We start from the raw sequence: 26,204 nt of genomic DNA, 5'->3' as shown, positions 1-26,204 counted from the left end.
TAATGGCAAGCCAATTTAGCAACCATTATTTAACGCAACTATCCGCTATTTCGAGCATTAATGGTTTCCAGTTCAGAGCGTTAGACCTTACACAAGACATTCCAACACTACAGTCTTGGTTTAACCAAGATTACGCCAAGTTTTGGGGTATGCAGGGCTTGAACCTTGATGCCATAAAAAATCTGTTAGCAACAACAGAACACAAGTTTGCCTTGATAGGTGAATGGCAGGCCAAAGCACTATTTATGGTGGAGCTCTACGATCCCGTCCACGATGAAGTCGGTCAGCACTATCGTGTTGCGCCGGGTGATTGTGGTATGCATCTGATTATCGCGCCGCCAGATGGCAAACCCGTCAGCGGCTTATCCTTGAAGGTGATGGATGCGATAGCGCAGCTCGTGCTTGAAAAACTGGCCTTTAATCGCCTCGTGGTTGAACCCGATCAACTCAATAGCAAAATTCATCGCTTAAATAGCCTGATAGGCATTCGCTATGAAAAAGCGATTCAGTTAAACACTAAAGCTGCTTTCCTCGGATTTTGCACTGCGGCCCAGCGCCTTCAACCATCGAGCACGCCCTCTTTGACGAGCCTAGCCCAAACAACCTCAGCCCTGCCAAGCTCAGCTCAGTCAACGTCTGCTCTGCCAAACTTAGCAGAACAATACTTAGCAAGCCCAACCCTAGCAAAGCCAAGCTCGCACGCGGCATCTGCAACCTCTCCAATGACATTATCGACTCTTTAGGTGAATTAGATGAACTTACCCACAAAAGCCTTATTAATTAACCCATTGCCAACGCAAGATCATCATGACCAAGCAGTACATGCTCAGCAAAGCTCGGCGCTGTCGACAACATCGACTTCTATGCCAGAGCATTTAACCCCCGCCTATTGGCAAGCGGCTAATCGTCATTTAGTGAAGAAAATCCTCTGCGAATTCACCCACGAGAAGCTCATTACGCCGACCCTATACGGGCAAAAAGCGGGGCTCAATCACTATGAACTCAGGCTCAAAGACAGCACTTATTATTTTAGTGCACGACATTATCAGCTAGATCATCTCGCGATTGATGCCGATACCATCCGCGTTTCACTTGCAGGCAAAGAACAAACCCTCGATGCGATGTCGCTGATTATTTCCCTTAAAAATGACTTAGAGATCAGTGAAACCTTACTACCAACCTATTTAGAAGAAATCACCAGCACTCTTTACAGCAAGGCATACAAGTTAGCACATCAGGCAATTCCCGCAGCCACACTGGCGCGAGCCGATTATCAGAGCATAGAAGCGGGTATGACAGAAGGTCATCCGGTGTTTATCGCCAATAATGGCCGGATTGGTTTTGATATGCAGGATTACCGTCAATTTGCCCCAGAAAGCGCGATGCCGATGCAGTTAGTCTGGCTTGGAGTCCGCAAAAACAAAACCACGTTTGCCGCCCTCGAAAACTTGAGTCACGACGCGTTACTCAAGGAGGAGCTTGGCCAACAGTTCACTGACTTCCAACAACGTCTTAAAACGCAGCAGCATGATCCACAGGACTTCTACTTTATACCAGTGCACCCTTGGCAGTGGCGTGAAAAAATCGCCCGCGTCTTTGCCGGCGACATAGCCCGTGGCGATCTGGTTTATCTTGGTGAAGGCAATGAGCAATACCAAGTGCTGCAATCGATACGCACTTTCTTCAATCTTGCATCACCGCAAAAGTGCTACGTCAAAACCGCGCTTTCTATCCTAAATATGGGCTTTATGCGTGGTCTATCGCCCCTTTACATGAGCTGCACACCGCAGATCAATGCTTGGGTTGCAAACTTGGTTGAAAACGATCTTTACTTTGCCCAACAAGGCTTTGTGATCCTGAAGGAAATTGCCGCAATAGGTTACCACCACACCTATTACGAGCAGGCTCTCACCCAAGATAGCGCCTATAAAAAAATGCTTTCTGCCCTGTGGCGCGAAAGCCCACTGCCACACATTGAGCCTAAGCAAAATCTGATGACCATGGCTGCGCTACTGCATACGGATCATGAAGATAAGGCCCTTATTGCAGCCTTGATAGCCGCCTCAGGCTTGCCAGCAAAGGATTGGGTCAGTCGCTACTTAAACCTGTATTTATCGCCGCTGTTACATGCCTTTTTTGCCTACGATCTGGTCTTTATGCCCCATGGTGAAAACCTGATTTTAGTGCTCGATGAATATGTGCCAGTCAAGATTTTGATGAAAGACATAGGCGAAGAAGTCGCTGTACTCAATGGCGCTAAGCCGCTACCTGATGATGTAAAACGCCTTGCAGTAAGCCTTGAAGAAGAGATGAAGCTTAACTACATCTTACTGGATATTTTTGACTGTATTTTCCGCTATTTAGCACCGCTGCTCGATGAGCAAACCAGTGTCAGTGAAAGCCAATTCTGGGAGTTAGTGGCGGACAATGTACGTGATTACCAAGCCCAGCATCCACATTTGGCCGACAAGTTTGCCCAATACGATCTGTTTAAGGACAGTTTTGTACGCACCTGCCTCAATCGTATCCAATTGAATAATAACCAGCAAATGATAGACCTCGCCGACAGGGAGAAAAACCTGCGTTTCGCCGGCGGCATCGACAATCCCTTGGCGGCCTTTAGACAAAGCCATGCCTTTAAGCGCCCTATGCTTAGCAGCGCTGAGCAAAGGACACGTTAACACACCACAAAGTGGATAACCCCGAAACTTTAGCATGGGCCAATGTTGGCCCAGCTTGTTTAACCCCCAACCTAAACGGAATTAAAGATCAACATTATGAAGACTTTTCCTCTCTCCAGCATCGCACTCGTCTGTCGGCAAGCCCTCGTTAACCCGAAGCTATTGCTGTGCTCAGCCATGTTAGCTACGGTTCCCCATGCCACAGCTGACACTGTCGATGCGGATAGTAAGACTAAAAAGCACCAGAAAGAAATTGAAGTCATCAATGTCATTGGCGCTAAGGACTTACACGACAACCGTTATAAAACCCAAGCGATGAACACGGCAACTGGGCTCGATTTATCCTATCTAGAAACGCCGCAGTCGGTCACTTCTATCACCCGCCAGATGATGAACGATCAACAGCTTAATAGCGTGATTGATGCCATGACCAGCGTTGCGGGGATCAATGCCCGCCCAATGGATAACGACAGATACAGTATTAGTGCCCGCGGCATTGCCGTGAGCAGCATTTTGTACGATGGCGTGCCAACCACCTACGATACTCGCTTCAACTATGGGGATAATCTGATCGACACCGCCATCTACGAGCGAGTAGAAGTGGTACGCGGCGCGACTGGCCTCATGACGGGAGCCGGTAATCCCTCGGCGGCCATTAACCTTATCCGTAAACGCCCGACTCAAGAGTTTATGGGCAGCACGTCGTTAAGTGTGGGCTCATGGAATAATGCACGCGGTATGGTCGATGTTTCCAGCGGCTTAAATGATTCGGGTTCTGTGCGCGGTCGCGTGGTGGCCGCCTATCAGGATAAAGATTCATTCCAAGACAGGTACGAGCAGCAGCGCACAACGCTATACGGCATAGTCGAAACCGATATTGGCGATAGCACCTTATTTACCCTTGGTGTCGATTACCAAGATGCCACACCGAGCGGCACTATGTCGGGCGGTTTACCGCTATTTTACAGCGATGGCAGTCGCACTAACTATGATCGTGCCACTTCAACGGCGCCCGATTGGGGCTCGGCGCATACCCAAGGCCTCAACACCTTTGCGAGTCTCGAACACAGATTAGATAATGGTTGGAACCTAAAAGGGACTTACACCTACGGCGATAACTCATTGGAGTTCGATGTACTATGGGCCATGGGCTATCCCGATCCTGTAACCAATGTCGGCGCAAAGGCTGGGTCTATCGCCTATGTCGACGGCAGTCGCACCCAACACAATGTGGATTTGCGCGCCGAAGGACAATACCAACTCTTTGGATTAGAACATCAATTGATGTTTGGCTGGAATGGCCAACGCCAAGAGTTCGCCAATCCCTATTATTACCCCACGGCTGCAGTACCGCTTTTAGGGGATTTTCGCGATCCGAACTTCCAATATCCAAAACCTCAATGGAAGGAAACTTATACCACGGGTTCATTTGGCGAAACCAAACAGAGTGCAGCCTATGTAGCAACTCAGCTTAATCTCAGCGACGCGTTAGCTGTCCTCGTCGGATTACGCCTCAATGAGTGGGAAACCGACCAAGATAACTTTGGCGGCCGCTACGATTTTAGCATCAACAACGAACTCACTACTTACTTCGGCCTCACCTACGCCCTGACCGATCAATATTCGCTCTATGCCAGTTATACGGATATTTTTGCACCACAAACTAAGCAAAAAATCGATAAAAGCTATCTAGATCCGGTCAAAGGGAAAAACTACGAAGGCGGAATTAAGGCGAGTTTATTCGATGAGGCCTTAGATATGTCGCTGTCGGTGTTTGAGATCAAGCAAGACAACATAGGCATAGACACTCGCACACTCATTCCCGGCACCACCACTCCTATCTACAAAGAAGTCGATGGCACTAACACTCGGGGTTTCGAATTTGAATCTACGGGTAAAATCACTGATGACTGGAATGTTTACTTAGGCTACACCCAGTTCACCACCGAAGATCCTAAGGGCAAACGCATCAATACCACGTCACCACGTCAGCAGTTAAAACTCTTCACTACTTATACCTTTGGTGGTGATTGGCATAAATTGCAAATTGGTGCAGGGGTTAACTGGCAGAGCCGCGTCTACCAAGATGCCGATAAACCTGTAGGCAATGGTATAGACACGATTAAAGTCGAAGTAGAACAAGGCTCTTACGCGCTAGCGAGTCTAATGGCGAGTTACGCCTTCACCGAGCAACTTAAGCTCAGCGCAAACCTGCACAACGCCTTAGATAAAAGCTACTACAGCCAAGTCGGTCAATATAGTCAATTCCAATACGGTACGCCGCGAAGTGCCAGCTTAACCTTGGACTATCGCTTCTAAGTCAGACTTTTATTGAGATCGTTCGAAAAACCTTGTGAGCCCAAATCTTGGGCTCGCAAGGTAATCATTTACATGGACTTATCGATAACCGCGGGAATCAATCACAACCCTATAAGGAGTGACAATGGCAAGCCAACGGAGAGACACCAGACTGCAAACATTGTGCGATACAGCGCCAAGCCACAACGCGTTGAATCAAACTATTTTGTCACTCAATCAGCTGTTACATCAACGGGCACCCTTCTATGGCGAGCACCTTAGCGCAACGCAGTCCCCTACTGGGTTCAGTTTTGATGAATGGAGCTGCGCCGATACTTATCAAAAACTCATTGCACGTTTTGCCATCGCACACCCTAGCGCAGAAACTCAGAGTGAAACTGAAACTGTAACTGAAGCTGGAACCGAGGCGACTAAAACAGCTGCAAACAGCCGAGCGCACGCTTTCGCCAGTAAAAGCGCTGCGGCCAGTAGAAAAGACACTCGCAAAGCGCTGCATTCACTTTGGGGCCAATGGTATTTTGGCCTTTTAGTTCCGCCTGTGATGGAGTGGATTTTTAACGCCCCAAAAGCCACATTCGAGCCTATTCACTGGCAGCCACAGTCCGTTTTTATGCGGATACACGCAAGTGGCCGAGTGGCAAAATTTGAATTTAAAATAACAAAGCAACAGCCAAATACCGCTTTGACCTTTAAAAAACACCATGGCATCGAACCACTTACCCAAATAAACACTAAGCCAAGTAACAAGATAGACATTGAGGTACACTCGTCATTAATTTCATATAAGCCGCCAGTTGATAAAGAACTCGCCCTACAAGGCTTTATCTTAAACTTACTGCAACCGAGTGTTGAGCGCCTACTCACTTTGAGCCCCGTGCCCGCTAAATTATATTGGAGTCACTTAGGCTATCTGATCCACTGGTATCTAGGAGAGTTGGGATTATCTCAGCAACAAAGTCAGCAACTTAAGCAAGCTCTGTTTCGCCGAACGACCTTTTTTGATGGCACCCAAAATCCACTGTATAACAGCATCAATTTGATTGTTGAACCCAAAGAAGACAGCACAAACATCCAATGTATTCGCCGTACTTGCTGCCTAAGGTATCAACTCGCCAACACTGGCCAATGCCACGATTGCCCACTACTAAGTCGCCCTAACGCTAAGACAAACGCCGCCAAACAAGCACAAGTCTAACTTGCCCATTAAACCCATTTAATGGGCAAGATCGCAATCCTAGGCCCATGGTGCTTTTGCCCTTATGTTGCACATGCTACACTCAAGCCCATGTCTCTTTAACATGATTATTTATGAAACAACTGCTTGATTTCCTGCCCCTCGTCATCTTTTTTGCCGTTTATAAATTTTTCGATATTTATATCGCCAGCGGCGCATTGATCGCAGCCACCGCGCTTCAATTGATCGTGACCTATGCGTTATATAAGAAACTTGAAAAGATGCACTTAATCACCTTTGCGATGGTGACAGTGTTTGGCACACTCACTTTAGTGTTTCACGATGATTCTTTTATCAAGTGGAAAGTGACCATCATCTATAGTTTGTTTGCCATCGCCTTAGGTGTCAGTCAATTGCTCAATAAATCGATATTAAAGTCGATGTTAGGCAAAGAAATGCAAGTAGACGACAAAATTTGGGCTCGCGTAACTTGGTATTGGGTGATCTTTTTCGCCGCTTGTGGCCTAGTCAATATTTATGTCGCCTTTAGTTTGCCATTAGAAACTTGGGTCAATTTTAAAGTGTTTGGTTTAACCGCTTTAACCTTAATTAATACTGTCCTGACCGTATTTTATCTTTATAAACACCTTCCCGAAGATCAACGCAAGGAACTCAAATAATGTGGTATATGATTTCAGCTCAAGATTTTGAGAATAGTTTAGAAAAACGTTTAGCCGCACGCCCAGCCCATTTAGCTCGCCTACAAGCCCTCGCCGATGAAGGTCGTTTACTGATCGCTGGCCCACACCCAGCCATCGACAGTGAAAACCCTGGTGATGCAGGCTTTAGTGGTTCACTGGTTGTCGCAGATTTTGAATCCTTAGTGGCAGCAAAACACTGGGCCGATGCCGATCCCTATATCGAAGCGGGCGTTTACAAAAGTGTTGTGGTTAAACCCTTTAAACGAGTCCTGCCTTAATGAAAATAGTGTCCTTTAACATCAATGGTCTGCGGGCACGCTTGCATCAATTGCAAGCCTTAATCGATAGCCACCAGCCCGACATTATCGGCCTGCAAGAAACCAAAGTGCACGATGAGGCGTTTCCATTAGCCGAAGTCGAAGCTATGGGATATCAAGTGCATTACCACGGCGGTAAAGCTCACTATGGTGTTGCCATGCTGTCTAAAGTCGCACCAGAAAAACTGCAAAAGGGTTTTCCAAGCGATGATGAAGATGCCCAGCGCCGCATGATTATCGGCACATTTACCCAAGCGAATGGTCGTCCATTGACTGTGTTCAACGGCTATTTCCCCCAGGGCGAAAGCATAGACCACCCAACAAAATATCCTGCTAAACGTAAGTTTTATCAGGATTTAATGCACTACTTGCAGACAAATCACAGCAACGATGAAGATATCGCCATCATAGGTGACATCAATATTTCGCCGACCGATTTAGACATAGGTATAGGTGAAGTCAATCGTAAGCGTTGGCTAAAAACCGGCAAATGTAGCTTCCAACCGGAAGAACGTGAGTGGTTGAAAACCTTGCAAGACTGGGGTTTAGTCGACACTTTCCGTCAATTACACCCAGAGCGCATCGAACGTTATTCTTGGTTCGATTACCGCAGCAAAGGGTTCGATGACAACCGCGGCCTGCGAATTGATGTGATTTTAGCAACGCCTTCACTGGCAGCACGTTTAGTCGAATCCGATGTCGATTACGATCTGCGCGGCATAGATAAACCCTCAGATCACGCGCCCATCTGGAGCACGTTCAAAGAGGCTTAATCAGCTAACGTTCGATCATCTTAGTAGACATAAAACATCGGCTTAGGCCGATGTTTTTGTTTGAGAGTGACTTAAGCAGAATGAGATTGGCACAAGTAAGTTAAAAATGAACAGCATACATCGCAGCAAAGTTGTGAGCTTAGCTTCAGCCACAGATTAATCGTGAGCCATGGCATTCACTCGTCGACTCGCAGCCAGTCCATCCTTAGATGCTCGACCGCCCCATCTGATGTGAAAGGATTCACAAATGCCGCGATGGCATGGACGCCAAAGAGCGGCCATGGGGCAGACGGTCGTCTCGCAAATAACCATGGTTCACCTGTTTAGCATCGGCGAAGCCTGTTTGTTTTAAAGAAATAGGTAGCATGCTTTGGGACAAAAGCGTATTAGGTCATCAGCTATAACAAGTGAATTTCGCATAGAAATTTCTATGGTGTAACGCCTTGCTCAGCTGCATTTTTGGAGTAGAAGCTTTTGTGTTATCAAACAAAAAAGAAGGAACGGAAAAATTTCAGATACAGCAATTTGTTATGTTCGCATTCTGATAATACTATCAACATATTGATGGACCATTATTCAACTTTCACATAGAAGCAATTACATTTACAACTGAAAAGACCAATTTGAGGATCTTTAGGTGTAACTCCCTTACGTTTAGCTTGTGAGTTAGCAACTTCTACAGCGTGCTTAATCTCATTAATTTCTTTGCTAGATAGCCTTCTCGTATGCCCATGTACAGGACATCGTTCTCGTTCTCCATCACCCGATATTCGCTCTCCTGACATATTGATGCCCTCTTTCTAATTACTACCGCTTTAAACATAACGCCGCCAGCAACTGCCGGAGTGAGTTGGAAGCTTTTTTACGTCTTTTTGCAAAAAAGAAGACAGTTTACGGAGGTCAGATTGACTGGCCTTGTTAAACATTTTAGAACTTGAGCGAATAACCACTGGAAACCCACTCATTGAAATTTTCCGCCAACAATACCATAGACTCTTTCGTTAAATCGCCGAAAGGTACCCTATAAACTGGCCAGTCTTCTGAACTTATATTATGTGTGGTATCGAAGACAATTGACTCTCCCCCACCATCTGAACCAATAGCAACCAACCCAGGCAAGTATTGCTCGTAGCAATAGGCTTCTGTTAATTCGGATATCTCTTTAGCGCTCCAGAGCACAACTGAGTCATCTGGTTCTTGCACGCCAATCGGAGTTTCTGCCCCATTAGTTTCAAGCAAGAACTTCTTATACTCACTCGGAAGATCTGTTCCTAACCATTTCTCAAGAGCCTGAATGTCTTCAGCACTTGCTGGATTTTCCGGATATTCGAATTTATCTCGATATTTGCTCATAATGCTTAACGCCCATTTAAGGGGCTGATAATCGTTTGCTAAAATTGTGTAGCGAAGCGAAGTCGAGCAAACTGTTAGCAGTCCCGCTTTAAATGCTTGTATGGGTTAACGTTTGGCTAAGGGGCAGGCTTTAACCCATCACTGAGAGCGGAGCGAACGATTTGAACCACTATTTAGGCTATCACAGTTACTCAAGGTCTACACAAACCTGCTTGTGCCATGCAGAAAGATTCGGCCATTCTTCCTTAGTGCTGCCGTTGTGAGACCAATAAATTATCTCACCCGTCTTTGCTATGCAGAAATAGTCGCCATTATCCTCGATGAATGGCAAAAGGTCTCTTGGAAGACCCATGACATTCCAGGCTGTTTCAGCAATGTCAAAGATATCAAGATGGCCAGAGCCGGGTAAAATTACCGCAGGCTCAAAGGTAGCGTTTGCAACATCGCTGCCAGACTTCAAAAATGATCGGTAGTCGTCATGAAAACTGATGCCCAGTTTGCTTTCTGCGCTAGCTATTTCGGTATCTGTCGGGTTTCGAAATGGATCGTTATTCATAATTATTGTTGCCTAACGTTAAGCGGCGTCCCAAGCCAATTTTAATTGACAGAGGCGAAAAAATGATACTCTGGTGAACGTTTATCATCAACAAACAATTTAAAATTGCTTGATATTTTTCTTAAATATTTCCGATAAAGGTTAACACAATCAGCCATATAGAAACCATCAATTTCCCCAAATTCTATTTTTACAAAACACAGATTTCCACCGCCAACCACAGTGAAATACCCTCCGCAAAAAGGACATTTTCAGACATAACTTTCTCCCCTGAAATCTATGACCGTCAATTTAGATAATGTCACGCTGATAGAACGGAATGGGGCAATATAACTAAATAGTTCTTTGGGTACTTCCAAATTAAAATGGCGGAAATCTAAGATTTCCGCCATTGTCGGATGATACGTTACTACTTAACATGAGACTCAGTATCGGGCGTTATTGCTCAACACCCCATGCCGACGACTCACATTAAAGGTGACACATTAACTCGTGCGGTACTGCTTTAAAATGCCATCTAACTCGACCGAGGCATGGTGCAGATCATTGGCTAAGGTCACACTGCGCTGGGCTGTTTGTTTGATAGTTTCCGACTGATGGCGGATTTCATTCAATTGTCCGGCAATGTCGCGAGCGGCGACACTCTGCTCTTCCGCCGAGGCGGCAATTTGGCTGCTCATATCAAATACCGCATTGACCGATTGCGCCATGCCTTGAACATCATCACCGACGGCGATAATCGCACTGCGACCTTCATCGGCCTGATCGACTATCTCCATGGTAATGCTAGATAAACGACTCGTGCCAGATTGTAAGCCTTCAATCATGGCCTGAATTTCTACCGTGGCCTGTTGAGTTCGACCCGCTAAGGTACGCACTTCATCGGCTACCACGGCAAAGCCACGACCTTGCTCACCGGCACGGGCCGCTTCAATGGCCGCATTTAAGGCTAATAAATTAGTTTGCTGGGAAATACTGTTAATGGTTGTGACTACAGCATCAATACTCGCCGCATCCTTAGACAATTGTTCCACCGATGAAAACGCCGCGCCAATCTTAGTTGAAAGTAAGCCAATACTTTCCACTGTGTGGCTAATACGCCCACGACTGGCCAACATTTGGGTTGAATTTTCCTTGGTTTGCAACGAAGTATTACTCGCATTAACAGAGACTTCTTCAATCGCTGAGGTCATTTGCGCCATCGCCACGGCAACGGAATCGAGGAATTGATGTTGGAACCCAATCAGTTTATCACTGGTGGCCGCCTGTTGATTAAATTCATCGGATGCCAATGATAAGGTCTGTGCATTTTTGCCAATAGCTGACACCATTTCACTCATATTGTCGGCGCAGCGATCGATTTCCCGGGCAATCAAACTGAAATCGTCAGTACCAAAGAAGTTTAATCTAAAACTCAAATCACCATCGGCTAAGCGTTTGATGGCTAAGTACATGTCCCATAATCCACCACCGAGTGAAGTCGAAATCCAGTAACTCAGTTGGAATAAAGGCAACAAGCCCACTAATGCTAACCAGAACATAAAGTTAGCATCGCTACGCGCATCGGCTTCCCACTCATGGACATTCTGCGTCAGTTGTAAGGCTTGGCCTGACACACTGGCACTGGCCGTCACTTTATCCCCTTGACGCTGCGCATCACTTTGCCTTGAAGTTACAGTTAACCCGTATTGACTAGCAAATTGAGATAAGGCGTCAGCTTCTAGCTTTTGCGCCGTTGCAACTTGCGCTAGGGTATCGACGCTAGCTTGAACCCGAGCGATAGAGGCCTGCTCAAGGTTACGGTGCGCATGTTGATAGTTGACAAGCGCCACGGCGGCCGTGATCAGCGCCACCATAGAACACACTACCCAAAACTTTCCGTTGAGACTGAACTTGATCAATATGGCATCAATGGTACGAAACTGGATTTGTTTCATCTTGATAATTCCTAAGAACAAAATGCTATTTGGCACTAAATCAGCAGTATAGCTCAGATTGTCACGACAACTATGTCAGTCATAAGATCTGAGCAGGTATTATGCTAATCAGCGCTAGCAACTTGGTTACGTGTGGCGGCAGACCACTTTTGTGTCAGAGTAACCAACTGCCCTGTTAACAGGCTCATGCTAAAACCTAATAAGCCACCAATGATCAACGACGGCACGACATTGGCCACATCACCCGCCATAGCAAAGGTAGTGCAACAGCCAATAAATGCGCCGGGAATAAAGCTAAGCCTTTGATAACTTGCCTGTAAACACATGGCCGAAGTGGCTATGCCGGTAAAAATATACCCAAATACGGGCGAAATAAAAAAGCTGCTACCCGAGATAATGAGCCAAGCCCAAAATACACCGGACAGGTTTGTGCACCACGCCATCATCACGCCCTGAAAGCCAGCCTTAGGTTGAGCAAAAAAAGTGCTGCAACCTAAAAAGCCGATCCAAGTGACCAGATGAAAAGCATCTGCGACGCCACACCAAATAGCCGCCAATAGGCCGGCAGAAATAGCGACTTGCCAACGATTTTCCATGGATGACCCCTTTAGTAATTCTATTCACGGAAGTTTATACCCTTGGGCGCTCTAAAATGTGTATTTTGAGGTAGCTTGGGTAAACATATTGGTTAAATTACCTCTATTTTGGTAACAAAAACCTGATCTATTGCTAATTTTCGGCATTAATGCCCGTAAAATCGCTAACAAGCAAATTTTTTGTGGTAAAAAAACGAAAAAAGCGCTTATTAGGCGCTTTTTTGTTCAAACGGCTTTCAGTTAACCCTCTTGCCGACACTTACACTCGCAATAGTTTATTCACGGGAAGATCACGGATCCTCTGCCCCGTCGCCGCAAAAATCGCATTGGTTAAACTCGGGGCAACGGGCGGCACACCCGGCTCACCCACGCCTGCGGGCGGCGCATCGGATGCAATAATGATGATCTCCATATCGGGGGTTTGGGGAAGTCGCAGCAAAGGATAATCGTGGAAATTCGATTGCTGCACTTTGCCCTCTTTGTAAGTGATTTCCCCCATCAAGGCTAAGCTCAGGCCAAATATAATCGCGCCTTCAGTCTGGGCTTTTACCCTATCAGGGTTAACTATTGTGCCCGCATCGATAGCAGCGATGGCATTCAGCACTTTAAGCTGTTTATCCTCACTCACTTCCACCAGCATAGCCATGGCGACATAACTGACAAAACTGCGATGTACGGCAAACCCCCAGCCCTGATTTTTACCCGCCTTGGGCGCCTTAGCTTGGGCTTTTTCGACCGCGTCGATTACCTCCAAATAGCGACTAACGTCCACGGGATGACGATTGAGCTCTTCGCCATAGTTGCCATATTTAAAGCCTTGGTTATCAAAGGTCTCACGCCTTGATTGCCCAAGTAAGCTGCGCCACATATCGGGACAAGACATCTGAGCTCTGTGAGCCATTTCATCGACAAAGCTACCGACACTAAAACCGTGCTGAATGTTACACACAGAGCGCATCCAACCAATACGGCTGTGCGCCTGCGCTTTTACCGCTTCGTATCTTAAATTTGGCAAAGCAAAGGGCACATCCACAAAGCCTAAATCCAACTCACCGCCAGAGGGATATTCCACCCCTTCGGCAAAGGTTGAACTGATCGATGGGAATCCCGTACGGGCTAAAAGCGCGGTCGGTTTGTTGCTGGCATCAAACAGTGCCTGATAGGACTGGGCGCTGATAGCATGGTAATAACCGTTTTGAATTTCATCTTCGCGGCTCCAACTCACCTTAATTGGACGCTTGAATTGCTTCGATAACAGCGCGGCTTCAACGCTAAAATCAGGTTTAGATTTACGCCCAAAACCACCACCCAATAGGGTGACATTCACTTTAATCGCATCTTCTTCCATACCCAGCGCAGCGGCCACATTTTGCTGGGTACTTTGCGGGGTTTGGGTCGATGCCCAGATTTCACAGCCCTTTTCAGTCACATGGGCAGTAGCAACGGGCGGCTCGATAGAAGAATGAATTAAATAAGGCACGGTATAAACCGCCTTTAACGTATTCGCCTCGGGCCAGTTTTTGATTTCATCACCAGCTTGACGCACGACATTACCGCTTTGCTGTACCCGCTCGACCAGTGACTTCAAATAAAGACTTGAATCATGCTGACTGTTGTCGGCTTGAGTCCAAGTGACTTTTAAGGCTTTGCGGCCTTCGAGGGCACTCCAAGTGTTTGTGGCGATGACTGCAACGCCGCCCAAAGCCTGAAACGCGGGAGCGCCCTTAGCGGCGGGCAAACGATACACATCCACGACACCGGCCACTTTGCGCGCTGCGGTATCGTCCAAGCTTGCCACATCGCTCCCAAGCACGGGCGGGCGCATGATGCTGGCGTAGAGCATGCCCTCGAGTTTGATATCGTAACCATAAATCGCGCTGCCGCTTAACATGGCATCCATATCAACGATTTGGCGTGATGCGCCAATCTGCTTGAAATCTTTAACCTCTTTAAAGGTTAACGACTCAACGGCGGGTACGGGTTGCTCAGATGCGGCTAACGCTAACTCGCCGAACTTGGCCGAGCGGCCCGATTTAGCATGCAACACTTTATGGCTAGCGGTATGCACCTCACTCACGGGAACTTGCCAGCGCGCAGCGGCAGCCTGCTCTAGCATGGTTCTTGCCATCGCCCCCATCTGGCGCATGCGGTCGTAATTTTCGCGAATACTGCGGCTACCGTCGGTGTTTTGGCTGGCATAACGTTTATCAGCTAAACCTTGAATAGGGACGATTTTATCCCAATCCGCTTCTAACTCTTCGGCTAAGACTTGCAGAATGCCGGTTCTGATCCCCTGTCCCATCTCGGAGCGATGGCAGGTGAGATACACTTTGTCGTCTTCACCAATGGCAATAAACAGATTCAGCCGCGCTTCTTTATCCTGCGCCAGCGCCATGGGGCTCCAAGTTAATCCACTCGCCCCTAATGCTAATCCGCCACCCACTGCGCCAAACAGTTTTAACACATCACGGCGGCTGATATTTTCTACGGCAGTAAAAGTACTCATATTAGCCCTCCTGTTTGGCATAGTTTTGCAGTGCGGCTTTGATCCTAGGATAGGTGCCGCAGCGGCAGATATTGCCCGACATGGCAGAGTTGATTTGTTCTGCAGAAGGTTTCGGATGCTGCGCAACTAACGCCGCAGCCGACATCAATTGTCCCGCCTGACAATAGCCGCACTGGGGCACGTTATGTTCGGCCCAAGCATTTTTAAGCTTTTGATTATCCAGCCCTTCAATTGTTGTCAGACGTTTTCCCTGTGCCTGCCCCAAACTGGTTAAACAGGCGCGCACAGGTTGGCCGTCTAAATGCACAGTGCAAGCACCGCATAGCCCTGCACCACAACCATATTTAGTGCCCGTGAGCCCTAAAATATCCCGTAACGCCCACAGGATTGGCATCTTAGGATCGGCATCTAAGGTAAATGATTTACCGTTGATGAAAAGTGTTTGGGTGGAAGCGGCGGTACTGACTTCCTTGATAACTGCAGTGGTTGATAATACTTCTGCCATAACTCACTCCTTAAGTGCCAACCACGACGCAAGATCGGCTTGGGTATCAATATCAATTGCGGCGCGGGGTAGTGTTATAGCGACTAACGCTCCCTGCTGTGCTTGTTGTTTTAGAATCGATTTCGCCCCGCGATCACCACTCAAGTGAGTGAACTGCGGTAATGTAGAGGCATTAAAAATAGCAGGTACGCCTAAATCATCCAAATAATGGGCGGCAACGTCTTTACCAGTTTCATGCCATGTCAAAATCAGTTGTCGATAATCGTCTGCACTCAAGGCCACTTGGTCTGCCAATGTCAGCAGCATGGCATCAAAGCCCTGCTCCTTGGCATAGCTTGCCGCCAAACTCACTGAGGATGCCAAGCCTGTTTGCCACTGTGGATTAACTAAAATATCAAAGGGTTGGCGAGAATGAAGCTCGACTAATAATGGCTGCAATATGTGCTGATGAGCACCGAGTATGATTAACAAAGGCGTATGCTGGAGCGAATGAGCGTCTTTGCGATCCAAACCTAAATCTTGGCAACTAAGCTGCTGTAAACGCTCAACATGAGTGCAAATGATGGTTTGTTCGCGAATTTCCGTAGCACTATGTGATGGCAGAAGTTGCGCTAACTTTACCCCATCAAAGCGCTTACTCTCACCCGCCGCAAGTACCACAATCAGCAGCCGCTTGGATGAGCATGGCGCCTGCGCTGCCGACTTTGGCACTGCCGAACTGGGCTGTCTCGAACCGGGCAGTGTCGACGTTAGCGCAGTGGGCTTTTGCACTGGCGGCAATGTCATCAACGCATTATCTCATCGAGATGTTTTAAGGTTGCGCCATGGAGCACACCGTGACACTGGGCCAAAATACTTAACGCCACAGCACTCGGTAACTCGCCGCCAAGGGCAAGCCCCGCGGGAGCAGAAAATACCCCAGAAAAAGATTCAGCATTGAGCCCTGCCATTCCAAGCACTTTATCCCGTCGATGGGCAGGGCCAAGCAAGGCGATATAGGCTAGCGGATGCGCTTGAATAACCTTTAATGCCGCAGCATCTAAGCCCAAGTTATGGTTCATCACCACGGCGCAATCCAATTGAGCGATATGATTCGCGGTTAATTCCCCCGCGGTCAGTTTCACTATATGGGCATGGGGAAAATCCGCCGCTCTGGCATAGGCGGTACGACCATCGAAAACAGTCACTTGCCAACCTAAAGTGTGGGCCATGGCGGCAACAGGCTTAGCATCGATACCACCGCCAAAGATCCCAAGATGGAATCTTGGTCTCAAGGGAATAATCAGTGATTCTCCCGCGTCTTGGGTGAAGACGCCCGTGCGTACAAAATCGCTGGCGGGGAACGGCGTCAACTCCTCAGAATAAAACGCAGCGTGATACTGGCGCGCATCCGTCCCCGCTTTGACTAAAGGCAATTGGTAAAAACCCGACCGACCGTGGCGAAATGCCTGCACTAGCTCAACTAAGCCAAGATCATGATTCTCTTTTAGCAGAGGGATCAACATGATATCTACTATGCCACCACAACCAAGTCGATAGCTGGCATCGGACTCATCGCTTGCATCATAGGTGACGCACATGACTTGCTTAGTCTGCATGGCATTTTGAGCATGGCGACGTAAATCGGCTTCTAAACAGCCGCCACTTAACATACCCACGCCTTGACCAAACTCATGGAACAACATCATGGCGCCGGGTTTGCGATAGGCCGAACCTTGAATTTGGGTGATCACCGCAAGCACCCAAGCGTCATCCGCCAGCGGTAGCCAATGCTCTAGTAAATCTTCGATTTGGTGATCCATCCGCAAGGACTCCATTGGGTTAGGGAGATTTAAAAATTTAATGCGCTTATCGCTATTGAAACGATCAGCCGTTAATAACGCAGCTATCGACGTCTATTTGTCATCAAAGCTTGACGCAAGTTTTATCAGCAAATAAAACCGCTTCGTCAAACGCTCGCATTAAACATATGGACAACCAAGTTAGCAAAGGCGTGTGCGTATTGAAAGGAGTAATAGATTTCAAAAAGTGTTGAAGCATAAAATATGTTCAGGGGAAGCTAAAGATGAAGAATTGACGTCCATGTCTGAGTGGCGTTTGTTCGCAAATCAATCACATTTATCTAAAACTGGTATTCCCCCGCCTTAGTGCGCAGTATCTGAGATTGGTTGTCTAGACTAATGGATGTCGATTCAATCTGTTCGATAATCTGTGATACTTCACGGGAATTATCGCGGATCACCATCATGCTCGAAGCTATTTCTTTAGAAACTAAGGATTGTTCTTCGGTTGAAGCGGCAACCTGAGTATTGATCCCATGAATCGCTTCCGTACTATGGCGGATATCCTCAAATACTGCCACGATACGTTGCAGTTCTACCCCCGCCTTTTGCATTAGCGTCGCCGCTTGAGTCACAGATGTACCCACTTGATTCGTACGGCTTTGAAGGCTTGCGACAATATCATCGATTTCCTTGGTGGAATCTTGAGTGCGCTGGGCTAATGATCGAACCTCATCAGCTACCACAGCAAAGCCTCGTCCTTGCTCACCGGCCCGAGCTGCTTCAATCGCGGCATTCAGTGCCAGCAAATTCGTCTGCTCTGCAATCGCCTTAATCACACTCAACACATTGCTGACTTGGGTACTTTCGTTCACTAGATGCGACATAGAGTCTTGAGTATTCCTAAACTCAGTTTCTAATACCGACATGGCTTTCAACGCTTCCGATACTGTCTGTTTACCTACAGTGACATGCGTTTCATTTTCGGCGGCGCGGCTTTCAGCATTCGAGGTGCTCTCACTCACATGCACTAAGGTCGTGGTCATTTCTTCCATCGCACTGGCGCTGGCGTCCAGTTCTCTCGCCACTCGATTTGAGCTTTCACGCGAAATTTGAATTGATGCTTTAGTTTGCTTAGCTAAATCAGCCACCTCTTTTGCAATGCCATCCGTCGTCGATAATGAACTAGCAAGGGAGGATATAAACAAGTTGATTTGATTAACGATTTCGCCAATTTCCCCCTGAGTCGTAACAGAGATCCGCCGCGCAAGATTTTTAGAGCGCTGAATATCGAGCAATTCAACACAGGTCTGCACTAAGGGAGTCACAATCCTGCTCTTAACGATAATAAATCCGCCAACGGCGGCTAAAATCACGATAAATAACACCAGTTGGGACCAGTTTAATGCAGCATGCAGGGAGTCGAGTCGGTTATTCACATCACCATCGGTACGTTTATCCAATGCTGTAAAAAACTCATCAATCGGCTGCATGATCTTAGCTTTTTCTCTGTGGTATTGGTCGCTATGTAATAACTCCCTCGCCATGGTTAAGTTAGGCTCACCTTTGATCGTGTAAGTTTGGGTGTTGGGGTCCATAAAAATACCTTTGACGGCATTCATGGCTTTCACTTCGAGGGCGACTAACGCATCTGAGTTTTGCTGAGCTTGTTCAAGGTAACGGAATTCTTCATCAGAAAAACCGAGGGACTTCATTTGCGTGTTTATCGCAATGCTAGCACCGTCGGGCTTTGGCTTATCGCCATAACTCAACACCAAATCCCAGTAAATCTGGTGATATTTTTCAGGTCTAGACTTCTCACCATTACGGATAGCCAAAATATCCATATACATTTTTTCGTATTTTTCATCACCCGTAACAGCGTAAGTTCGAGCGAGACGCGTTAGGTCATCGGAACTTTGTCTTAACTCATCGGCAACTTGATAGGACTGATATCGGACGCTAGCCGCATCATTAAAGAGATCGATTTTAGACTTAACATTGAAGCTCAATACCGCAGAAATCACGGCACTCGCGACTATGGTCGAAAAGACCACGCTCATCATTGTTTTTGTTTTCATACTTACCCCAGTAGACGGAAGAACTGCTTTAAGTCTAGAAGGAAAAACAGAAAACATAAAAAAGGTTGGTTTATTAGTTGAAATAATCATTTGATTTGCGAGTGATTATCGCTCACAAATCAAGCAATGCTGAATGGCGTCTTAATTACAGTAAAAGTTGGTCCGCGACAAAGGGGTTATGCTCGCGCTCTTCGCCAAAGGTAGACATAGGACCATGCCCAGGAATGAATTCAACCTCGGCGCCTAAGGGCCACAGTTTTTCGGTGATCGAGTGAATTAAATCCTGATGATTTGATTGGGGAAAATCGGTACGGCCGATAGAACTTCGAAACAAAATATCCCCCACCCACGCCAACTTAGATTGGGCAGAAAAAAGTGCAATGTGTCCCGGCGTATGCCCAGGGCAATGCAGCACAGATAAACTTTGCTCGCCCATTTTAACAATATCGCCATCCTGCAGATATTGATCCGGTTCAAAGGCATCGCAATGGGGAAAACCAAAATTTTGGCTTTGCTTAGGTAAGTTATCAATCCAGAATTTATCGGCAATATGCGGGCCAATAATCGGCACATTGGCGGCTTTCGCTAAGGCTTTTGCACCACCGACATGATCGATATGCCCATGGGTAAGGATGATTTTTTCGAGGACGAGTCCAAGTTTCGTCACTTCGTTTTGGATCCTGTCAATATTCCCGCCGGGATCCACAACCGCAGCACGCTTGGTTTTTTCACACCAGATCAAGCTGCAATTTTGCTGAAAAGGTGTCACTGGAATAATCTGATACTTCATAGCTTCAATCTCGTGTTATCCATAAGCGATAGATTACGCTAAGAAACTCATCATGGCTCAAATTTGTATCCAAAAAATTGATCTTCACCAAAAGCTAATCAAATAATCCTAGCTTACGACATAAACTATTTTGTCTATACCCAAGTTAGCTGAAGATACGCATTTCAGGTAGCCTAGGTTGCTGCATCTTCAGCTTATTTGGGTATACAATCTGCCAATCACAATAACATGATCCTCTGCCATTAAGGTTGTTTGATGAAACCCGATATTATTCTCGCCGGAGTGCTGGCGAAGAAACACACTTTTACCTTGCCCCTCAACTATCAAAATCCAATTGCAGAGCAAATCCAAGTGTTTGCCAGAGAACTCTGTAGCCCAGAAAACAAAGATAAAAAACTACCTTATATCGTATTTTTTCAAGGCGGCCCTGGATTTGCGGCCATGCGTCCCGCCAGCAACAGCAGCTGGATCCGCCGCGCATTAAAAGAATATCGGGTATTATTACTCGATCAACGTGGTACAGGCTTATCAACACCGATTAATTACCAAAGCCTGCAACACTTAGATCCCGCAGCTCAAGCGGATTACCTAAGCCATTTCAGGGCTGACAATATCATTCGTGATGCCGAAACGATTCGTGCCCAGCTTTGTCCCGCCGATAAGTGGGCGATTCTCGGCCAAAGTTTCGGGGGATTTTGCGTGTTACATTATTTAAGCGCCGCCCCTCAAGGCGTCAGTGAAGCCTATATCACGGGTGGCATACCATCATTAACCCGTAGCAGCGACGACGTCTATCTTGCGACTTATCAACGCGTACTGGCGAAGAATAAACAATTTTTCCAACGCTTCCACGATGCTCAACATCTCGTCACTCGCTTAGCAAAACATTTGCTTGAAAATGAAGTGTATTTGGCAACGGGTGAACGCCTCTCGGTTGAAATGTTGCAACTGCTGGGTATTAATATCGGAATGGAGCAAGGGCCTGAATCGGTTTATTATTTGCTTGAGCAAGCCTTGATCAACACGGCTTCAGGGGCAGTAGTCAATCCGTTATTTTTAAATCATTTCGGTCAAATGCTCGATTACAACACTAACCCGATTTTTGCCCTGTTGCATGAAGCCATCTACTGTCAACACTCGGCCTCACAATGGTCGGCACACAGGGTTAGACAGCAATTCCCCGCCTTTAACTATCAACAAGGTAAACCGTTTTTATTCACAGGTGAGATGATATACCCATGGATGTTTGACCAATTTAGTCACTTAGTGCCGCTTAAAGCCGCGGCAGAAATCCTTGCCCATAAATCAAATTGGCCAACACTTTACAATCTAGAGCAACTGGCACAAAACCGAGTCCCTGTTGCAACGGCCATTTACAGTGAAGATATGTTTGTAGAGATGCAATACAGTTTAGAAACCACAAAACAAGTTGGCAGGCTAAAGTATTGGTTAACATCAGAATATGAACATAACGGCATCCGCATGGATGGAGAACGCATACTGGATAAGCTCATCAGCTTAAACCGAGGCGACACCCTAAGATAAATATGAACTTTAAGGGCTAATTAAGTTAATGCTGAGATTATATGCCTGCTCCTCATCAATTGAGTGATTTTGGCAAGCTTTAACGACCTATTTCCGTATGAGTAAACCGTTTTGGTTTACTCTTTTTTTTGCCCAAATTCAGTGCTATGAAAGCGTTATAGCTTAAGGTCGAATATCCCCTACAACAGAATCACAACGCACTCGTGACGATTAAACCTCTGTAGCCATTTTGCGTGTTCGACTCCTTGCGCCAGCACTAGCCACTGACTTATTCACACTGCTTTTAGCTGTACTTGCAGTGCCTGCCCGTTTTGCCGAGCTCGAGGCTTTGCGGTAAGGCGACTTACGATAACCAGATTTATTACTTGCCGTTTTACGATAACCTTGGCCTTGTAAACCATTAAGCGCGGTTGGCAGTTGGGCGCCTGCATTCTGGATAAGCGTGGATAAGGTGCCGAGCAGTGGCTGCATAAAGGCTTGATAAGAGGTTTCTTTATGGCAAATGCCATTCAGACTCGCTTCCCAAAGCGCTGTCATATCCGGCGTAGTCGCACTCGCGGGCAAGCTGTTAATCAATCCTTTCCCCACGTCTGTCGAGACAATAGATTTACCTAAGCGTTGTAAAAAACCGCGTTTGAACAGCAATTCGATAATACCTGCACGGGTGGCCTCTGTACCTAATCCGTCGGTTTCTTTAAGAATTTTACGGATCTCAGGATCGGTCACATAACGGCTAATACCCGTCATAGCACCGAGTAAAGTGGCATCGTTAAAGGCCTTTGGTGGTTGAGTATTTTTCTCCAACAATTCGCCTCGAGTACAATGCAAAGCCTGTCCCAATTTCAAAGGCGGTAATTGGCCGATAAACTCGTCATTCTCCTCATCGTCCTTACCTGTGCTTTCTTCCGTCGACTTGTTGCCACTCGCCTTACTGCCATTTGGCTCTTGGCGGGCAAAGAGTTGCTTCCAGCCGAGGGATTTATCCTGACGCGCCTTGGTATTAAATAAGCCACCCTCGATTGTCACTTGCACTGTGGTTTCACTGTAACAATAAGCCGGATAAAACTGTGCTAAGTACTGGCGAGCAACATGAAGATATAACTGCCTCTCACGCTGACTCAAGCTAGATAAGTTAGCCGTCTTCTCTGTGGGGACGATTGCGTGATGGGCGTCCACTTTTTTATCATCCCATGCTTTAGATTTAAGACGGGGCTCGGGTGCATCAGCACCTTGCAATAACTCAGCAGCACCGTCACTTATCGCCTTAAGTACCGAAGGCGCAAGGTTATGTTGCTCAACGGGTAAATAACGACTGTCGGAGCGTGGGTAAGTAATGAGTTTATGGCGTTCATACAAACTCTGGCAGGTATCGAGCACATCCTTAGCACTCATGCCAAACCGTTTCGCCGCATCAATTTGCAACGCGGATAAGCTGTAGGGCAATGGTGGATTCTGTTTCTTGTCCTTAGCCACTAATTGAGTGACTAAGACGGGTTTATCACTGATGCGACTCACCACATTTTGCGCTAACCCTCTCACTAACACTCGTCCTTCTTCATCCATATAAGGCTGACAAGCTTCGCTAGGTTGCCACTTGGCGCTGAAGGTTTCTTGCTTCTCGGTCGCCAAATGCGCTAGTACTTCATAAAAAGGTTTAGATTGAAAGTGGGCAATCTCTTCATCACGGCGCACCACTAGCCCAAGCAATGGCGTTTGTACTCGGCCGACGGATAACACGCCTTGATAACCGACCTTTTTACCTTGGATGGTGTACGCACGCGTCATATTCATGCCATAGAGCCAATCGGCTCGACTGCGGGCTAAGGCCGATGTGGATAAAGGAATAAACTCGCGATTACTGCGTAGCTGCGTTAGAGCCCGTTTTACAGCTTGTGGGTTTAAGTCACTGATCAGTAAACGCTGGGTTTGATGTAGCTTGTCCCCCGTCACGCCAAGATAGGCAATCACTTCATCCACGAGTAACTGCCCTTCACGGTCGGGATCGCCCGCATTAACCAAGGTGTTGGCTTGTTTGACTAATCGTTTAAGCACTGTAAGTTGGCTGCGGGTTGCGGCCTTAGGTTTTAGTTGCCACTTGTCTGGCACTATTGGCAAATGCTCGAATTTCCAAGACTTAAATTCGGGATTATAGGCATCAGGTTCAGCTTGCTCGAGCAAGTGACCAACACACCAAGACACACAATCGCCATTGGCGGCTTCGATAAATCCATCGCCTTTTTTATGGGGTTTAGGCAATACATCGGCAATGGCCCGCCCTAGGCTAGGTTTTTCTGCGATATAGAGAATCATATAAACACCAAGCACTGGATATAATTACAGTATAATTTAGCCCAAACGCCAGTTGAGTGCAAATTTCTGTAGTAAACCGAGCTTAAATGTAAAAGCTTAAGTGTAAATTCAATTGCGAATGATTCTCAACAAGGCATAAGATACACTAAATAACTAAGGAGTGACTATGAGACAGTTTGCAATAAATGCGCGACAGGCTATGACAATAACTCCAGCATTAATATTAAGATTCAATCAGTTATTGATATTCCATAGCTTAATGTTACTCGCAATAAGCATGCTCACCAGTACCTGGCTGGGACAAATGAAAATCATCGATATGCCGTTAGCATGGGGATTCATTCTCGTCATTCCTATTGCTGTGAGTTTATCTCTATTACTCAGCCATCAAATCACGCGCCATAGCTTAAGCAGCTTATTCGGCGTGTGGATGCTACTTTGGGTAATGGGATAACTGACATTCATAATAAATCACTACCGTATTTCGAGTTAACTCGCCCCTCTGCTCTATTTATCCATGCTAAAACTCAATTTCAAAACACATTGGTTTCAAATATTTAACATTTTAACTATGAAGCTCCCTAAAAAATAGTTATGTTGAGTATCTTGGATATTTACAAAAAATGTCTTAATCAAAAGTGAATGTCCTAACTCAACATCTGTTGAATAACCGTAAACCTAAAAACTCTGCTAAAACAACACAATAAAGGAATCGGAGTCTATGAATGAGATTGTCAACGCGATCAATAGTGTAATTTGGAGCCCTGCACTTATTTTTCTTTGCCTAGGTGTCGGGCTCTATTTCTCCCTTCGCACTCGATTTTTACAGCTGCGCCATCTGCCAGAAATGATCCGCCTGATGTTTGATGGTAAGAGTACTGATGCGGGAGTGTCGTCTTTTCAAGCACTCGCGATGACATTAGCGGGTCGAGTCGGTACAGGTAACATTGCAGGGGTCGCCACAGCAATCACCTTTGGTGGTCCTGGCGCTTTATTTTGGATGTGGATGGTTGCCTTTCTCGGTGCCAGCTCCGCCTTCGTTGAATCTACCTTAGGTCAAGTCTATAAAGAAAAAATCAATGGCGAGTATCGTGGTGGGCCTGCTTTTTATATTGAAAAAGGCTTAGGCATGAAATGGTATGCATGGGTATTTGCAATTGCGACCATATTTGCTTGCGGGATCCTGCTGCCGGGCGTACAAGCTAACTCGATAGGTTCAAGTTTAAAAACCGCTTTCAACATAGATCCTAATGTGACTGCAGCCATACTGGCTATGCTTCTTGGCTTTATCATTTTTGGCGGTGTAAAACGTATCGCTCACTTTGCCAGTGCCGTCGTCCCCTTTATGGCACTGGGTTACATCATAGTGGCTTGTGTCATCATAGCGCTAAATATTGGCCAGCTACCGGGTATTTTATGGTTAATTATCAAAAGTGCCTTTGGCTTTGATGCGGGTTTTGGTGCCATTTTAGGCTTAGCCATCATGTGGGGGGTAAAGCGGGGTATTTACTCCAACGAAGCGGGTCAAGGTACAGCGCCACATGCCTCATCTGCAGCGGCGGTAAGCCATCCAGCCAAACAAGGGTTAGTTCAAGCTTTTTCTGTGTATATCGACACCTTATTCGTTTGCTCTGCAACTGGTTTCATGCTGCTTATTACAGGACTGTATAATGTTCAGGGCCCAGACGGTGCGGCGCTCTATACCGGCATTGCCGGAGTCGCTGCAGGACCAGGCTACGTACAAACGGCAATGGAAAGTATGATGCCAGGATTTGGCAATATCTTTGTGGCTATCGCACTCTTCTTCTTCGCCTTTACGACCATAGTGGCTTATTACTACATTGCCGAGACCAACATTGCCTATATCAACCGTAAAGTAAATCATCCTTGGTTCATGGTCGTTCTCAAAGTCGTGATCATTGGCTCAACCGTATACGGCACAGTTAAAACGGCTGATATGGCTTGGGGAATGGGTGACATTGGTGTTGGACTCATGGCATGGCTCAATATTATTGCCATTATTCTATTAAGGAAAACCGCATTCACTTGCCTAAAAGATTATGAATCACAGCAAGCACTCGGCATAGAGCCACTTTTTGACCCGGTAAAACTGGGTATTAAAAATGCGGATTACTGGGTTGAACGTAAGCACGCTGAAGAAAATGTAATGACTGAAACAGCGCAACGCATAAATACGTAGACGTTATCACGATGATCCGTTAAGCAAATATAAGCCATTAAAAAGCCAGTGATTTCTCACTGGCTTTTTTTGTATCGTT

21 protein-coding genes are annotated in these 26,204 nt (G+C 46.6%); 10 read left to right on the top strand and 11 right to left on the bottom strand.

All coding sequences use genetic code 11. The features are described from left to right. Positions 1-2: 2 nt before the first annotated feature. From CKQ84_RS16760 to xthA, 7 genes are all read left to right on the top strand, one after another. Positions 3-743, top strand: a complete 741-nt coding sequence (locus CKQ84_RS16760; RefSeq protein ID WP_105252113.1) for a GNAT family N-acetyltransferase — start codon at positions 3-5, stop codon at positions 741-743. 9 nt (positions 744-752) lie between these two features. Next, positions 753-2,681, top strand: coding sequence for an IucA/IucC family siderophore biosynthesis protein (locus CKQ84_RS16755; protein WP_105252112.1), 1,929 nt, complete (start codon positions 753-755; stop codon positions 2,679-2,681). Between the two features lie 96 nt (positions 2,682-2,777). Next, complete coding sequence (locus CKQ84_RS16750) at positions 2,778-5,000, top strand: TonB-dependent siderophore receptor (RefSeq protein ID WP_105252111.1); 2,223 nt, start codon at positions 2,778-2,780, stop codon at positions 4,998-5,000. A gap of 124 nt (positions 5,001-5,124) precedes the next feature. Beyond that, positions 5,125-6,195, top strand: a complete 1,071-nt coding sequence (fhuF, locus tag CKQ84_RS16745; protein WP_105252110.1) for a siderophore-iron reductase FhuF — start codon at positions 5,125-5,127, stop codon at positions 6,193-6,195. Positions 6,196-6,308: 113 nt separating this feature from the next. Beyond that, the gene (locus CKQ84_RS16740; protein WP_028761007.1) at positions 6,309-6,854 is read left to right on the top strand and encodes a septation protein A; all 546 of its coding nucleotides are present in this window, start codon (positions 6,309-6,311) and stop codon (positions 6,852-6,854) included. After that, on the top strand, positions 6,854-7,153 hold the full coding sequence (locus CKQ84_RS16735) for a YciI family protein (protein ID WP_006082200.1): 300 nt from the start codon (positions 6,854-6,856) through the stop codon (positions 7,151-7,153). Before CKQ84_RS16740 ends, CKQ84_RS16735 begins: the two co-directional genes overlap by 1 nt. Continuing rightward, positions 7,153-7,965: an exodeoxyribonuclease III gene (gene xthA, locus CKQ84_RS16730; RefSeq protein ID WP_105252109.1), complete on the top strand. Its 813-nt coding sequence runs from the start codon at positions 7,153-7,155 to the stop codon at positions 7,963-7,965. The genes CKQ84_RS16735 and xthA overlap by 1 nt, the downstream gene beginning before the upstream one ends. A gap of 927 nt (positions 7,966-8,892) precedes the next feature. Here the strand turns inward: xthA and CKQ84_RS16720 are convergent. The 10 genes from CKQ84_RS16720 to CKQ84_RS16675 all read right to left on the bottom strand — a co-directional run bounded on the left by CKQ84_RS16720 (position 8,893) and on the right by CKQ84_RS16675 (position 20,070). Then, positions 8,893-9,318: an SMI1/KNR4 family protein gene (locus CKQ84_RS16720; protein ID WP_105252108.1), complete on the bottom strand. Its 426-nt coding sequence runs from the start codon at positions 9,316-9,318 to the stop codon at positions 8,893-8,895. Positions 9,319-9,505: 187 nt separating this feature from the next. Next, entirely contained in the window at positions 9,506-9,874 is a 369-nt protein-coding gene (locus tag CKQ84_RS16715) for an SMI1/KNR4 family protein (RefSeq protein ID WP_028761011.1), read from the bottom strand. Between the two features lie 485 nt (positions 9,875-10,359). Continuing rightward, the gene (locus CKQ84_RS16710) at positions 10,360-11,811 is read right to left on the bottom strand and encodes a methyl-accepting chemotaxis protein (RefSeq protein WP_105252107.1); all 1,452 of its coding nucleotides are present in this window, start codon (positions 11,809-11,811) and stop codon (positions 10,360-10,362) included. Positions 11,812-11,915: 104 nt separating this feature from the next. Beyond that, positions 11,916-12,407, bottom strand: coding sequence for a DUF1097 domain-containing protein (locus CKQ84_RS16705; RefSeq protein WP_105252106.1), 492 nt, complete (start codon positions 12,405-12,407; stop codon positions 11,916-11,918). A 259-nt stretch (positions 12,408-12,666) separates the two neighbouring features. Further along, positions 12,667-14,913: a molybdopterin cofactor-binding domain-containing protein gene (locus CKQ84_RS16700; protein WP_105252105.1), complete on the bottom strand. Its 2,247-nt coding sequence runs from the start codon at positions 14,911-14,913 to the stop codon at positions 12,667-12,669. A 1-nt stretch (position 14,914) separates the two neighbouring features. Then, the gene (locus CKQ84_RS16695; RefSeq protein ID WP_105252104.1) at positions 14,915-15,418 is read right to left on the bottom strand and encodes a (2Fe-2S)-binding protein; all 504 of its coding nucleotides are present in this window, start codon (positions 15,416-15,418) and stop codon (positions 14,915-14,917) included. Between the two features lie 3 nt (positions 15,419-15,421). Further along, complete coding sequence (locus CKQ84_RS16690; protein WP_254053109.1) at positions 15,422-16,204, bottom strand: nucleotidyltransferase family protein; 783 nt, start codon at positions 16,202-16,204, stop codon at positions 15,422-15,424. Continuing rightward, a complete protein-coding gene (locus CKQ84_RS16685; protein WP_105252103.1) occupies positions 16,204-17,220 on the bottom strand; it encodes an XdhC family protein in 1,017 nt (338 codons plus the stop codon). The genes CKQ84_RS16690 and CKQ84_RS16685 overlap by 1 nt, the downstream gene beginning before the upstream one ends. 320 nt (positions 17,221-17,540) lie before the next feature. Next, positions 17,541-19,280, bottom strand: coding sequence for a methyl-accepting chemotaxis protein (locus CKQ84_RS16680; RefSeq protein ID WP_028761018.1), 1,740 nt, complete (start codon positions 19,278-19,280; stop codon positions 17,541-17,543). Between the two features lie 145 nt (positions 19,281-19,425). After that, positions 19,426-20,070 carry an MBL fold metallo-hydrolase gene (locus CKQ84_RS16675; protein ID WP_105252102.1) on the bottom strand — a complete coding sequence of 215 codons (645 nt, stop codon included), beginning with the start codon at positions 20,068-20,070 and terminating at the stop codon, positions 19,426-19,428. 255 nt (positions 20,071-20,325) lie between these two features. Between CKQ84_RS16675 and CKQ84_RS16670 the strand changes: the two genes are divergently transcribed. Further along, positions 20,326-21,615, top strand: coding sequence for an alpha/beta fold hydrolase (locus tag CKQ84_RS16670; protein WP_105252101.1), 1,290 nt, complete (start codon positions 20,326-20,328; stop codon positions 21,613-21,615). Between the two features lie 210 nt (positions 21,616-21,825). Here CKQ84_RS16670 and CKQ84_RS16665 read toward each other — a convergent pair whose 3' ends face one another. Further along, positions 21,826-23,925 carry a DNA topoisomerase III gene (locus tag CKQ84_RS16665; protein WP_105252100.1) on the bottom strand — a complete coding sequence of 700 codons (2,100 nt, stop codon included), beginning with the start codon at positions 23,923-23,925 and terminating at the stop codon, positions 21,826-21,828. 166 nt (positions 23,926-24,091) lie between these two features. Between CKQ84_RS16665 and CKQ84_RS16660 the strand changes: the two genes are divergently transcribed. Next, a complete protein-coding gene (locus CKQ84_RS16660) occupies positions 24,092-24,379 on the top strand; it encodes a hypothetical protein (protein WP_028761027.1) in 288 nt (95 codons plus the stop codon). A 267-nt stretch (positions 24,380-24,646) separates the two neighbouring features. Continuing rightward, a complete protein-coding gene (locus CKQ84_RS16655; RefSeq protein WP_105252099.1) occupies positions 24,647-26,125 on the top strand; it encodes a sodium:alanine symporter family protein in 1,479 nt (492 codons plus the stop codon). Positions 26,126-26,204 lie beyond the last annotated feature (79 nt).

It is taken from the genome of Shewanella sp. WE21, assembly GCF_002966515.1.
Taxonomy (GTDB): Bacteria; Pseudomonadota; Gammaproteobacteria; order Enterobacterales; family Shewanellaceae; genus Shewanella; species Shewanella oncorhynchi.
This window is presented reverse-complemented; position numbering and strand designations above follow the sequence as displayed.